The sequence below is a fragment of the Arenibacter algicola genome (assembly GCF_000733925.1).
Classification (GTDB): Bacteria; Bacteroidota; Bacteroidia; order Flavobacteriales; family Flavobacteriaceae; genus Arenibacter; species Arenibacter algicola.
The window spans coordinates 18,431-31,694 of the sequence record NZ_JPOO01000003.1; the positions used below are offsets into that span (position 1 = coordinate 18,431).

The following is a 13,264-nucleotide window of genomic DNA, read 5'->3' on the forward strand; positions in this document are numbered from 1 at the left end:
ACATTTCATTACAAAAGGTATAGAACATTTTAATCGTACCGTCTTTTTATGGAACAGTGGGGTTCAAGCTTCAAATTTAGTTGGCAGTTGCAGTTTGCTGTGGGCGAAATGGGTTCAAGTTTCAATGTTCAAAGTTTCCCATGTTCAAAGTCTTGACCGGAGATTGAGCCTGCCTATCGGCTGACAGGCCTGCCCGGCGGCAGACGGGCGGAGTCGAAATCGGAGTTAGTTGTGAGTTCAAGGTTCAAATTTTTTATTGAGTTGGCAGTAGCAGTTTGCAGTGGGCGGAATGAGTTCAATGTTCAAAGTTGCACATGTTCAAAGTCTTGACCGGAGATTGAGCGGAGTCGAAATCGGAGTAGGGGAGGACAGAAAGTCGGGCGCCATTTTGAGCTTATCTATCTTTAGTTCGAGTGAAATGGCCTTAGCCATTTTGTATCGAGAACGTGGCTAGAGTTAAAAACCAATAGCCAAAAGATAGTAGCCGCCCAAACAAGACTAGTTTCTTGACTCTTGTGGTCAAACGTTCTTGATTCCAGTCATTAATGACAACATATAAACCTATAGCTTTATCGGCAATCTCGTAATCCTTTTGCCGGTCGCCATAAAAATAGCATTGCAAAGTGCTGGTATAAACGGGGGAACAGGGGGTTCCCCAACTCCTGTGGGTTTTTCCTCATTTTCTACAAAATGTACCGCCGTGTTGATGGGTGCATCTGTAATACGGGCCACAAGATAGTTGTTAAAATTGTCCTCCATAACGGCCCCATTTTTCACATTTATCTCACTTTTCAAGGCCAAACTGGCACCAAAGGCAGCACCTCCCTCAAATTGGGCCCTTATCCTATCCGGATTCACCGGTACTCCACAATCGATAGCAAAATGTACCATAGGTATTTTGATATTGTTGTTGTCATCTACCTCTACTTCCACTACGCAGGCTACATAGGTCAGAAAGCTCCTATGTGCAGCAAACCCCATTCCTTGACCTTTTGGTAAACTTTTGCCCCATCCCGATTTTTCCTTTGCCAATTGTACTACCTGTTTAAAACGTTGGGTATCACAAGGGTATTCTGCCAAGGGTACGTTATAGTTGTTGAACCCTTCCACTAGTGCGGTAAAATCTATTTTGCGATCGCTCCCCAATAGGTCCAGCATATTGTCTATGGGATCCATCTGTCTGGCCTGGGCCACTTGGTCAACTATGGAACCAATGGCAAAAGCATGGTTGATATTGTGGACAGATCGTAGCCACCCAATCCTGATCTGCGCTTTTGCATCCAAGGATTCACAGGATATATTATCAATTTCGAAGGGCATGTCCAGAACTCCCATGCATAATTCGTCCGATGAAGGTCCTGTGGCTTCGGCGCTGGCCGTACCTGAAATGGATGGAAAAGCCGTGCGGTGCACCCAGGAAGTGACCTTATTGTTTTTGTCGATACCGACTTTTATATGTTGTGCACAATTGGAATGGTAAAAATCGTGCTGAATGTCGTCTTCCCTGGTCCAAAGCAATTTTATGGGCGTATTCATTTCTTTTGAGATCAAGGCTGCTTCCACTACAAAATCTGGTTTGGATTTACGGCCAAAGGCACTTCCCAATAGGGTAACGTTAATGGTAACTTCGGATTCCTCAATGCCCAAGGCTTCGGCAACGGCCTGCCGTACCCATTGTGGAGACTGAACCGGGGCCCATATTTCGCAAGTACCATCAGCATTGTACCGGGCCACCGCGCATGGGGTCTCCATTGGGGAATGCGCCAAATGCGGGACCAAAAAATCGGACTCTATCACCTTTGCAGCCTCTCTTAAAGCTTTGGATGTAGAACCTAGTTGTCTCTTTACTTGGCCTTCTTTCTGAACGGAGCGTTGCATCTGTTCCATAAAGACGTTGGAGTCATAGCCGGCATTAATGCCCTTTTCCCAAACCACTTCCACGGCATCCCTTGCCTTTAATGCTGTCCATGTATTGTTGGCGACCACTACAATTCCGCCCAAGGGTGCATTAAAACCCATAGGAAAGGCGGTAGCCTCCATTTTGTATATTTTATCTACACCTTCAATTTTAGTGGCCTTGTCACTGTTGAACGATTGCAATCCCGCCCCGGCCTCCGGATTCCTTTTTATGACCGCTACCTTTAGATCCGGGATTTGCTTATCCAGTCCATAGACTGCCTTCCCCGTTACGATATCCTCTAGGTCATAGATGACCGTTTCCTTGGAAATAAATTTAAAATCTTTCGAGTCCTTTAAAGTAACTTCACTTTCCTCAGGAATGTGCAGGGCTGCTGCTTTTTCGGCCAGATAGCCATATCCAAAACTCTTGCCAGAGCTGTGGACAATTTCATGATTTACGGCCTTGCATTCAGAAATATCTACTTGCCATTCCTGGGCCGCTGCCTGCATCAACATTAATTTCACTGTAGCACCAGCTACTCTTAAAGGTTGATAGAACATTCTTACACTATAGGAACCGTCCGTATTTTGATCGCCATATTTTATATCCCCAACCGCCTGAATTATTTTTACTTTGGTCCAATCTGCTTCCATTTCATCGGCCATGACCAAGGGTAGGCTTGTTCTAATACCAGTACCCATTTCCGAGCGGTGGGCAATGAGTTGCACCTCCCCGGTTCCCAAAATCGTGATATATACGTTAGGAGCAAAAAGAGCGTCTTCCCGCCCGGTTAAAAAGGCATTTTTATCTTGCTTGCACCCCAAAGGAACGCCAAGGATCAAACCAGTGCTTCCCAAGGCCCCAATTTTCACGAAATCTCTTCTACTAACTTTAAACAGTTTATTATTGGAAGGGTTTGGTTTCATATTACACATTGTTTTTAGCAGCGTTCTTAATGGCACTTCTAATTCGGATATAAGTTCCACAGCGACAAATATTACCGGACATTGCCTGTTCTATGTCTGCGTCTGAAGGATTTCCGTTTTGTTCCAATAATGCTATGGCCGACATGATTTGTCCACTTTGGCAAAATCCACATTGGGGAACGTTCTCAGCAATCCATGCTTTTTGTACAGGATGAAGTCCATCTTTTCCCACTCCTTCAATGGTGGTAATAGCTTTATCGTTGATTGCGGAAATTGGTAGGCTGCAAGACCTTATTGCTGTACCGTCTAAATGGACCGTACAAGATCCACATACGGCTATTCCACAACCGTATTTGGTTCCGGTCAGCCCCAATTGATCACGAAGCGCCCATAATAATGGGGTGTCGGGAGCACATTCAATTGATACCTTTTGATTATTGATGTTTAAGGTGAATTTTTCCATGGGCAATATCATTATTGATTTAATAACCATATGGCGACATGCAATAGAATAGGCTTATAAAGCCTTTTGTGTAGTTCTAAAAGGTTGATTTAGAATAGATTTGCCCCATATTAAGCATCAAGATAATAAATAAATCAATTGCTCAGGCTGCAATGCATAATTTATTCGTTACACAGTCATCTTGCTCTCGCTGGCCTATTATGGTACTATGCAGAAATAGGTTCAAGGTTCCATGTTCAAAGTCATAGCCGGAGATTGAGCCTAACAATTGGCAGACGGGCGTAGTCGAAATCGGACTTAGTTATGAGCTCAAAGTTCAAGGTTTTTATTGAGTTCGCAGTCTCAGTGGGCGGAATGGGTTCAAGGTTCAATGTTCAAAGTTTCCCATGTTCAAAGTCTTGACCGGAGATTGAGCGGAGTCGAAATCGGAGTAAGTTGTGAGTTCAAAGTTCAAGATTATTATTTAGTTGGCAGTTGCAGTTTGCAGTGGGCGGATTGGGTTCAAGGTTCAAAGTTCAAAGTCTTGACTGGAGATTGAGCCTACCTATCGGCAGACGGGCGTAGTCAAAATCGGATATAATCATATGTTCAAACTCAAAGTCTCATCGAAGATTAAATGGTGTAGAAATCGAAGTAGGGGAGAGCTGAACCCAGGGATACTTCGCGCAGCGGTGCTGCGCCCTTAATGATACAAAAAAAGCTACTTTCCTTGGACTTGAGTTGGACGGACCTCCCCCCGGCTCCCTCCCAAGGAGGGGGAGTTATCGGAAATCGACGTTCCTCACATTATATAATAATTATTACTTTTTTTAAAGGCCTCCTACTTAATTTTCGCCTAGATGTGCTAACATAAGTATTAATATTGATGAGAATAAAGTCCCCCCTCCTTGGGAGGGGGTTAGGGGGAGGACTATATGGCAGGATGTTCATATCCACATCGTTGACCAGAGTCTAGCTACCGGCAGTCAGGCCTGCCCGGCGGCAGACGGGCGTAGTCGAAATCGGACTTAGTTATGAGCTCAAAGCTCAATGTTCAAGGTTTTTATTGAGTTGGCAGTGGCAGTTTGCAGTGGGCGCAATGGGTTCAAGGTTCAATGATCAAAGTTTACCATGTTCAAAGTCTTGACCGGAGATTCAGCGTAGTCGAAATCGGAGTAAGTTGTGAGTTCAAAGTTCAAGATTATTATTTAGTTGGCAGTTGCAGTTTGCAGTGGGCGGATTGGGTTCAAGGTTTCCAATGTTCAAAGTCATAGCCGGAGATTGAGCCTAACAATCGGTAGACGCGCGTAGTCAAAATCGGATATAATCATATGTTCAAACTCAAAGTCTCATCGAAGATTATATGGTGTAGAAATCGAAGTAGGGGAGAGCTGAACCCAGGGATACTTCGCGCAGCGGTGCTGTGCCCTTAATGATACAAAAAAAGCTACTTCCCTTGGACTTGAGTTGGACGGACCTCCCCCCGGCCCCCTCCCACGGAGGGGGAGTTGTCGGAAATTGACGCTTCTCATATTATATAAATGTTATTACTTTTTTTAAAGGCCTCCTACCTAATTTTCGCCTAGATGGCCTAACATAAGTATTAATATTGATGAGAATAAAGTCCCCCTCCTTGGGAGGGGGTTAGGGGGAGGACTATATGGCAGGATGTTCATATCCACATCGTTGACCAGAGCCTAACAATCGGTAGACGGGCGTAGTCAAAATCGGATATAATCATATGTTCAAACTCAAAGTCTCATCGAAGATTATATGGTGTAGAAATCGAAGTAGGGGAGAGCTGAACCCAGGGATACTTCGCGCAGCGGTGCTGCGCCCTTAATGATACAAAAAAAGCTACTTTCCTTGGACTTGAGTTGGACGGACCTCCCCCCGGCTCCCTCCCAAGGAGGGGGAGTTATCGGAAATCGACGTTCCTCACATTATATAATAATTATTACTTTTTTTAAAGGCCTCCTACTTAATTTTCGCCTAGATGTGCTAACATAAGTATTAATATTGATGAGAATAAAGTCCCCCTCCTTGGGAGGGGGTTAGGGGGAGGACTATATGGCAGGATGTTCATATCCACAAAGTTGACCCGAGTCTAGCTACCGGCAGTCAGGCCTGCCTGGCGGCAGACGGGCGGAGTCGAAATCGGAGTAAGTTGTGAGTTCATAGTTCAAGATTATTATTTAGTTGGCAGTTTGCAGTGGGCGGATTGGGTTCAAGGTTCAAAGTTCAAAGTCCTGACCGGAGATTGAGCCTAATAATCGGCAGACGGGCATCATACTCGTGCCAGTAAAGGGGCATTGTTTGCCCGATGCATTTTTTATTCAGAAGTTTTTCCCTTATCCTCAGAATACACTTTCTTCATCACCTCGATTTTACCTTCATCCTCTGCTATGGCATGGGTGGTAAACATCATTACTCCGGTCGATTTCCCTGCTAAACCGCCACGCAATACCGTTTCAAAGGCTTCTTTGGTAACAATGCCAGGTTCATTGTAGGCCTGGACAATGGGCCATATTTTGGGGTAGGTACCATCTTCATCATCTATCTTTTTGCTAAACCATTCTATGTTCTCCTGCACCCAACTGGGGGCTCTTCCCATTCTTTGGTGGTAGACCATTGGAGAAAAAACATCTACGGTTTTCTTTAAAAGATCATAATCCAAACCCAGAATACGTTCCCTGGCGCCATTAAATTCTTCGTCGTCCCAAGGACAATGATAAAGGCCAAGTAGGGCATTGGGTTTAATTTCGGTCATAATACTCTTCATATTGGCAGTCCAATCATAAATAACTTCGCAACGCCATTTTCGCCATACAGTATTGTGGTTTTTAAGGATATATTCTGCCTTTTCAGGAGTGGTGGCATCTGGCAAACGGATATTGTTATCCTTTGAAAAGCTATTTAGACAATGCCTACAAAAGCAAGTTTCTGGCAAAATGGGTTCCGGGTCCTCAAATTGGGCGTGCCAGTGCACATAATCCATCCAGACCCCATCCAGATCATATTCCAGAAGTAAGTCGCGCAGCTGGTCGAAACGATATTTTCTAAAACCGGGTTCGGTAGGGCAGGCCCCCATAAACCAGGTGGCGGCTTCAACTCTTTCTCCTTTCTCATTTACGGCCCAAGCCTCTGGATGGGTATCCACATAACCTTTTCCGTTCAAAGTGGCAAATTCGGCATAAACCCGTGCTCCTTCAGCCCTTGCGCGGATAATCATATCCTCATTAAGGGATCCACTGTGAACAAATATGGCATTTACCCCAAGGTCGTTGAGCTTATACCCTTTGTCCCATAGAGGTTTGGGATTCCCATAGACACCCTTTATCTCTATGTTTTTAGTGGAGGATGACCCACAGGAGACAAGTCCGATCACGGAGAAAAGCAATAGGTATATACATCGGAATTTTAAGTTGGAGGTCATACCGTTTAATTTTGGACAATCAATTTACAACTTCCCGCAAAATATTGTTGCATAAATTGACGCGATAAAAATGCGATTCAACCTAAAATAGATGTATTTCGTCGGCAAAGGAGCAGAAAACCTATTTTATGCCCCCAAAAGCCCCAAAACACATATTCTTATGCAATATCTCCACCTTGCTGAAGCCTAGCTTTTTCATAAGGTCTAGCTGATAGTTCATGGATCTTGGGGAATCCTCTTTGTCCACATAATCCAGCACTTTTTTTCTGTAGTCCTCTCCGCCCAATTCCTCTAAATAGTCCCCATATCTTTCCCAGGTATAGTCATTGAGTATTTCGGTGTCCTGGGTAATCAGGTCAGAAATCATAAAGCAGCCTCCTGGCTTTAGCAGGCCATATATCTTTTTAAAGGTTGTCTCCCAATCTTGATCGTCCCTTAAATGATGCAGTACGGCCCCTGCCAAAATAATATCGAAATGGTTTTGTTTTAGAGGTACCTCCCTAATATCTCCCTTTACCACATGTACATTTTTATTGGTCTGTTCAGATACCCTTTCGTAGGCCTTGTCCAACATAGGATCACTTAGGTCTACCAAGGTACATTCCAAGTTGGGGAGCTTGGAGAGCATTTTTAGGGAATAGTTTCCCGCGCCACATCCAATGTCCAATAATTGCTCCGCATTGGGAACTATTCTTCTGGCCGCTTCGGTAATCAACTCCAAGGAAATTTTGGCGTCGATAGTAGTAAGTTGCCCAGTATCCACATTGGAGAAGCGCTCCACATCCTTGTCGAACCGTTCCCTGATTTCCGCTACGCTGGATTTTTTCATTCTTGTAAAGTATATTTTTCCCTAATTTGTTATGATTCGGACAGGGTCATTATCTTCTCCCAAACACTTTCGCTAACGGGCATCCCGTTCTTTAAATTTTCTTCCCTGGTAAGGGCACTCCTTTCCCCGGGAAAATATATCTTATCTCCGGCCTGCATGGGTTCCACGTCATGGGTATAGTCGATAATTTCGTTTAACAGTTTTTCCTGCAGTGCCTTGTCGTGAAATACTTCTTGGTAAATGCAGAGGTATACCTGGGAAATCCCGGTTTCAAAATCTTTTTGCCCAACCTTATAGGTAGAATTTCCGGCGGACAAAAGGGTGGCCAACATATCCAAAATTATGGACAGGGCGGAACCTTTCCAATAGCCTATAGGGAGACCACGTTCCTTTACCGTAATTTTCTCCGGATCGTTGGACAGTTCGTCATTGGCATCCCAGCCTCCTGGAAAGGGAAGTTTTTTGCCCCTAAGTTTATAGTCGTTGATCTTCCCAAAAGCGAACTGGGAAATGGCCATATCCAATACTACATTTCCTCCTTTCCTTGGTATGGATACAATGAACGGGTTGTTGCCAATTCGACTGTCCTTACCGCCCCAAGGTGGCATATTGGGTTGAGTGTTGGTAAATAGAATGGAAATGCAACCGGCATCCGCAGCCAGTTGTCCGTAGGTGCCGCCGCGCATCCAGTGATTGGTGTTGCGCAATGCAACTAGGCCCATTCCGTGTGTTTTGGCCAGTTCTACGGCGCGCTTGGCGCACTTGGTAGCATTGATGATGCCCGGACCATAATTCCCGTCCCAACGTTCTATACTGCCAAAGGATTCGACTTTTTCTGCTTCTGCATTAATTTTAACGCTACCGTTTTTCACATATTCCAAAAATAGGGGCACACGGTTTATGCCATGGGAATTTACCCCGGCCAAGGTACTCTCGGTATAGGTTTGGGCCAATAATTGGGCCTTTTCCTGGGTGAACTTATATTTTAAGAACAGTTTGTAGAGTACATCCTGCATGTGTTGGGAGGTAATTTGCATGGTATTTTTCATTTGTTTTAAGGTTGATTAAAGTAGGGATAACATCCCGCTTGCTACTGTTATTTCATGTGTATTATTAGCTTTGGCCTATTTTTCAATGAGTAAGTATTCCAAGTATCTAAGCCCTGAGGCCATTAAGTTCTTCCTTTTCCTAGCCATTTCTTTATACTTTTGGAGGGTATTTCTATTTATTTTCCTTCCCTTTACAAAAACAGATGAAGGATTTTCCAGCGTTGATAGTTCCAATAAAGGGTTACTATCCAGGAGCAACAAGTTGGCAACCTTCCCCGTTTCAATGCTTCCCAGTTGGTTCATAATAGAATGTGTTTGGGCAGCATTTACCGTAGCTGTTTTCAAAACCTCGTAATTGGAAAGTCCAGCCTCCTTATAAAATGCCAGTTCCTTATGAATTGAAAAGCCAGGTATGGTAACTCCTATTCCGGCATCTGTTCCACAGATAATTGGCACTCCATTCTTGTGGAGTTCAGTAATGATCCGTAAATGAAAATCATGTTGATTTTTTATTCTGTCCACTACGCCAGAATCTTCCTGCTTGGCATTGTGCCAGCGGTCAAATTGATTTTTGCTGTCTACTTTTTTGATAAGCGGATTCATATAGGACAAGGATTCAGAATCCAAAATAGAATCGTTCAACATCATCTGATAGATATTATTAAATACGGTGATGGTGGGGCAAAAACTGCTGTGCTTGGCATTCGAAATTGAATCGATTATAGGTCGTAGTTGAACGGTGTCCAAATTGAATTGTAAAGGTTGTTGCACAATTTCTTCAGCATGCTCAATAGATTTTATCTGTGGATTTAAGTGATATGAAAAGGGTACTTTTTGTGAAGGATGGGCAACGATATCGATTTTGGAAATTGCCGCCTGCTCAATAACGGCATCAAATAATTCCTTGTCCAAACCGTAATAGGTTTTAATAAAATCATACCCTCTTTGCTGATATGAAACCACCTTTTCTGCAGCTTCCTTGGGGTGTGTTAGATTTAAATTATCGTCACCTAAAAACTCTGGGCCTGTGAGTTTTGGCCCTGTCGTAAAAAAATGGGGCGAAATAATTTTATCACTATTTACCTCTGACTTGATTCTTAAATGCATTGGCGTGCCCCACACGTTTCTAACTGCAGTAACGCCATTGGAAAGGTACAGTCCAAGCTCGTATCTGTCCCATACATGTACATGCATATCAATAAGTCCGGGCAGTAGATATTTACCTTTTGCATCAACAACCTCTATATCTTCGATATCGAGGTTTTCGGAGATTTTTTTAATTATACCATCCTGGATATATACCATTTTATTGACAAGGACAGTATCTCGATGCATAGGGATAATATTTGCATTGGTGATAAGGTATGTGGAATTATTGGAAACCGCCCTATTCCCGACTTTCAAATAATTGGTGCCCAATGTATCCATTACCAATACGATGATGACCGCGATAGCCACCGTTGCAACAATTCCTAGGACAATTTTAAAAAAGCGTTTTAATAGTTTCATTTATCCAATGGTCGCAAATGTGATGGAATTAGATTAGTTTCGATGTTTAGGTAACTAATTTAGCAAATACAGGCTAAAACTTACTACCGGAACGCAGAAAATCCGGCTTGCCACTTTTTTGGGCATCGTGGGATTTTACCACATCGATATCTGCCATATTAAAAGTAATGAATTTTATCCTTTAAAAAGGGCAGGATTTAGTTATTGTCAATGTGAGTCCGTAGTTTTATTATTTGGTTTGTCTTGTTTAAAATATAGGTAAAAAATGATAGATTAATCAAATGTTATTGTATATTTACAATAGGACATACGTAAAAATACAATTATGGCTGTAAGAACAAAAGCAGTAAATCCGGCAAAAAAAGAAACCAATGTGAAGGTTGGAGTGGCTAAAAAGGGAAAAACACCGGTTAGACATACTAAGTTTTCTCCATCATGGGTAGTTGTACATTCTAAAGATACTCCAGGGTTTAAACTTGAACTAATTGACCGAATCAGAGAAGGTGTAAAAAAGTCTGATTGGAAACAATTGATTCAATATACTGATTCCACCGAAAAAGAATTTGAACATATTCTTCCGGCTTCCATAAGTAGTATGCAAAAGAAAACAGTTTATGGCAAAGAGACTTCCGAACGCATTTACGAGTTAGCCAAACTCTTTGGATTAGGTTATGAAGTTTTTGATACCAAGGATGATTTTAAAAGATGGTTAAGAACACCATCTAAAGCTCTTGGAAATAAAATGCCGTTTGAGTTATTGGATAGTAGCTTTGGATTTGAATTAGTGGAAAATGAGATTATTAGAATTCAGTACAATGTATATACTTAATGGTTGTCTACAGAGTTGCGAATGCTAAATATAAAGATTCTACCTTATCAGGTATTGGCGCTGAAAAGGTTGGTGGTAGATGGAATTCTGTAGGGACAAGAGCTGTTTACTGTTCAGAGAATATTTCATTGGCATTGTTAGAATATTATGTTCATTCTGATGATATTTCTACTCTACCGAAAAAAATACTAATAGCAAAAATTCAATTTCCTGATGATTTAATTATTGAAGAACTAGAGGAAATAACGGACACTTGGAAAGACTATCCATACACTTCGGAAACTGCACAGGTTTTTACTGAATTCGTTAAAGATAGAAATAAGTTTGCACTTAAGGTTCCTTCAACCATTGTAGGACTTGAATCCAATATTATTCTAAATCCTCTATATAAGGAATTTGGTAAAGTAGAAGTAGTTGAATTTTTGGAACTTCCAGTAGATCAAAGACTCAAAAAGGGGATTCGGTAATTATTCTAAATATTACTTTTTGATATTCTGACCAACGGTTATATTTAGTATAATTTTCCTACACAAAATTTGACTCGGTAGCTTACGAAATTAATAGAGTTTCTTTATGTAGGCAATTATTCCCACCGTTAAGGCTTTGATTTCGGTCTGGGAAAGCCCGTGGGATTTTTCAGTTCAAAATCCGGCCTGATTAAAAGTAATGAATTTTCTATTTTGAAAAAGGCAGGATTTAGTTATTGTCAATGCTGTTTAGTGGTTTTTTTTTATTTAGTATACCGTAGATAATATTGATCGGGAAAATTATCTGACCTAAAATGGTAATCAGGATTACTAATGAAATGATCAAAGAAAGACCATTATTGAATTCAAATTCCATTATATTTTCCCTGTAAAATTGGGATAAAATAAGCGCAATTATAGTTCCACCAAAAGTTAATCCTATATGAAACCAATTAAGCCTTACTGATAAGGTTCCATTAACTCTTTTTATAATCCAATAACCCAGGCCCATTATTGTAAAAAGCATAGCAAGAAATATAGATATATCATTGCTTGCAATTACGTAATAGGTGTCCGCAATATTAAAATCCAATATTGAATCCCCGCTCAAAAATCCAATAAGCAAGATGATTGGAATGGCAGGTAAAAAAATCAAATGAGGTTTATCAATTATGGAGTTCATTTTATTCTAGGTTAGCGATTTCTTTAAGAATATTGTGGGATTAGGTGCCAGGGTTTTTATAAGACAACACGAAGTAGTAAACTTGCAATTATACTTGGTTATGGAATAAATTTGTCGTTAGAAGCAAATATCAAGGAAGCTTCCGGAAGGCCATTATCCAGTATGTTGAAGTTATTTTGCTCGTATTTACGCCTTATTTATATTTTTTCTAAAAATTCCATCAATTTCAATTTGGCGTCTCGTTTAGCTTTAAAGTCCCCCTCATCATTTCCCCCATATTCATATTCATAATCTTTTCCACTAATATTAATTGTTCCAGTCCTGTAACTCGTAATATCATCGGGGTTGCTAGAAATTAAGTGTCCAGCGTTTTCATATTTTATATTTTGAAAAGAGTGTTCAAACGTATTGGTTTCCAGTCTTTTCTCTATCATATCGGCCATTATTGATGATGGCCAAACCTGATCATCTTTTCCGGAAAAAAGTAGAATAGGTCCATTGATCTTTTCTACTTTGATAGCCGCTTGCCCTATGAAATCTGCTTTTTGCAAACCCTTATTCCAATATTCCAGCATGTTAATGCTATTCAATTGGTTTCCTGAGATTTTGTCCATGGGCACGTATGGAATATCAAGCCCTTTGTATTTCCAGCTCGATTTCAATTCGTTGGAATTGTATGGTAAAACTGTATTGGACCAAGAGACAGCGCTGGGTGCGTAGGCAACAACTCCGCTAATAGATCTGGGGAATACGGCAGCAAGTAATAATGCTAATTCCGCATTTCTTGATGCTCCCATCACAATTATTTTATTTGGATCAACTTCTGGCTGTTTTTTTAACCATGCCAAAGCTTTTTCAAAGTATTCTAAGTTAATTTCCTCAGGTAATTTGGGTAACCCTTCCCTTTGGGTATACGGTAATGATAAACCACTATATCCTCTGTTGGTAAACTGTTGCCCCCAGTAATCCCCCCATTGCCCTCCACCTATCAAAACTATTGATGTGCTTCTCTTGGTATTGGTTATTACAAAATAATTTGCCTGAATACCATTTTCATTTATAGTTCTCGCCTTTACACCACTGAATAGTATACTGTCCGCTATAAAATATCCGATGACTAAGAGTATCGTAATTACGATCCCAATAATATATTTTCTGCTTATGCCCATTTTTCGGGTATGTTCTTAACAACAAT

The 13,264-nt window shown here is 41.3% G+C and carries 10 protein-coding genes; 2 read left to right on the forward strand and 8 right to left on the reverse strand.

What is annotated here, in order from left to right:
- Positions 1 to 561: 561 nt before the first annotated feature.
- The 6 genes from U735_RS0110210 to U735_RS0110235 form a co-directional block, all read right to left on the reverse strand.
- Positions 562 to 2,826 carry a xanthine dehydrogenase family protein molybdopterin-binding subunit gene (locus U735_RS0110210; protein ID WP_198036641.1) on the reverse strand — a complete coding sequence of 755 codons (2,265 nt, stop codon included), beginning with the start codon at positions 2,824 to 2,826 and terminating at the stop codon, positions 562 to 564.
- Between the two features lies 1 nt (position 2,827).
- On the reverse strand, positions 2,828 to 3,289 hold the full coding sequence (locus U735_RS0110215; protein WP_031443723.1) for a (2Fe-2S)-binding protein: 462 nt from the start codon (positions 3,287 to 3,289) through the stop codon (positions 2,828 to 2,830).
- 2,311 nt (positions 3,290 to 5,600) lie between these two features.
- A complete protein-coding gene (locus tag U735_RS0110220; protein WP_034248415.1) occupies positions 5,601 to 6,704 on the reverse strand; it encodes a glycoside hydrolase family 10 protein in 1,104 nt (367 codons plus the stop codon).
- Between the two features lie 121 nt (positions 6,705 to 6,825).
- Positions 6,826 to 7,533, reverse strand: coding sequence for a class I SAM-dependent methyltransferase (locus tag U735_RS0110225; protein ID WP_031443725.1), 708 nt, complete (start codon positions 7,531 to 7,533; stop codon positions 6,826 to 6,828).
- Between the two features lie 29 nt (positions 7,534 to 7,562).
- Positions 7,563 to 8,582 carry a 3-dehydro-L-gulonate 2-dehydrogenase gene (gene yiaK, locus U735_RS0110230; RefSeq protein ID WP_198036642.1) on the reverse strand — a complete coding sequence of 340 codons (1,020 nt, stop codon included), beginning with the start codon at positions 8,580 to 8,582 and terminating at the stop codon, positions 7,563 to 7,565.
- A 75-nt stretch (positions 8,583 to 8,657) separates the two neighbouring features.
- Complete coding sequence (locus tag U735_RS0110235; protein WP_031443727.1) at positions 8,658 to 10,091, reverse strand: amidohydrolase family protein; 1,434 nt, start codon at positions 10,089 to 10,091, stop codon at positions 8,658 to 8,660.
- A gap of 325 nt (positions 10,092 to 10,416) precedes the next feature.
- On the opposite strand from U735_RS0110235, the gene parS reads away from it, so the two are divergent.
- Positions 10,417 to 10,920: a type II RES/Xre toxin-antitoxin system antitoxin gene (gene parS / locus U735_RS0110245; RefSeq protein WP_031443728.1), complete on the forward strand. Its 504-nt coding sequence runs from the start codon at positions 10,417 to 10,419 to the stop codon at positions 10,918 to 10,920.
- Positions 10,920 to 11,387 carry an RES family NAD+ phosphorylase gene (locus U735_RS0110250; protein ID WP_031443729.1) on the forward strand — a complete coding sequence of 156 codons (468 nt, stop codon included), beginning with the start codon at positions 10,920 to 10,922 and terminating at the stop codon, positions 11,385 to 11,387. Before parS ends, U735_RS0110250 begins: the two co-directional genes overlap by 1 nt.
- Before the next feature lie 229 nt (positions 11,388 to 11,616).
- Here the strand turns inward: U735_RS0110250 and U735_RS0110255 are convergent, their stop codons facing one another.
- Entirely contained in the window at positions 11,617 to 12,069 is a 453-nt protein-coding gene (locus U735_RS0110255; RefSeq protein WP_031443730.1) for a heme-copper oxidase family protein, read from the reverse strand.
- A gap of 197 nt (positions 12,070 to 12,266) precedes the next feature.
- Entirely contained in the window at positions 12,267 to 13,238 is a 972-nt protein-coding gene (locus U735_RS0110260; RefSeq protein WP_083260662.1) for an acyl-CoA thioester hydrolase/BAAT C-terminal domain-containing protein, read from the reverse strand.
- Between the last annotated feature and the right edge of the window lie 26 nt (positions 13,239 to 13,264).

What these genes read in the sequence shown, in the direction of transcription:
- U735_RS0110225 (WP_031443725.1), bottom strand. Translation starts at nt 7,533, where the DNA reads ATGAAAAAATCCAGCGTAGCGGAAATCAGGGAACGGTTCGACAAGGAT.
- U735_RS0110220 (WP_034248415.1), bottom strand. Translation starts at nt 6,704, where the DNA reads ATGACCTCCAACTTAAAATTCCGATGTATATACCTATTGCTTTTCTCC.
- U735_RS0110250 (WP_031443729.1), top strand. Translation starts at nt 10,920, where the DNA reads ATGGTTGTCTACAGAGTTGCGAATGCTAAATATAAAGATTCTACCTTA.
- U735_RS0110215 (WP_031443723.1), bottom strand. Translation starts at nt 3,289, where the DNA reads ATGGAAAAATTCACCTTAAACATCAATAATCAAAAGGTATCAATTGAA.
- yiaK (WP_198036642.1), bottom strand. Translation starts at nt 8,582, where the DNA reads ATGAAAAATACCATGCAAATTACCTCCCAACACATGCAGGATGTACTC.
- U735_RS0110210 (WP_198036641.1), bottom strand. Translation starts at nt 2,826, where the DNA reads ATGAAACCAAACCCTTCCAATAATAAACTGTTTAAAGTTAGTAGAAGA.
- U735_RS0110235 (WP_031443727.1), bottom strand. Translation starts at nt 10,091, where the DNA reads ATGAAACTATTAAAACGCTTTTTTAAAATTGTCCTAGGAATTGTTGCA.
- parS (WP_031443728.1), top strand. Translation starts at nt 10,417, where the DNA reads ATGGCTGTAAGAACAAAAGCAGTAAATCCGGCAAAAAAAGAAACCAAT.
- U735_RS0110255 (WP_031443730.1), bottom strand. Translation starts at nt 12,069, where the DNA reads ATGAACTCCATAATTGATAAACCTCATTTGATTTTTTTACCTGCCATT.
- U735_RS0110260 (WP_083260662.1), bottom strand. Translation starts at nt 13,238, where the DNA reads ATGGGCATAAGCAGAAAATATATTATTGGGATCGTAATTACGATACTC.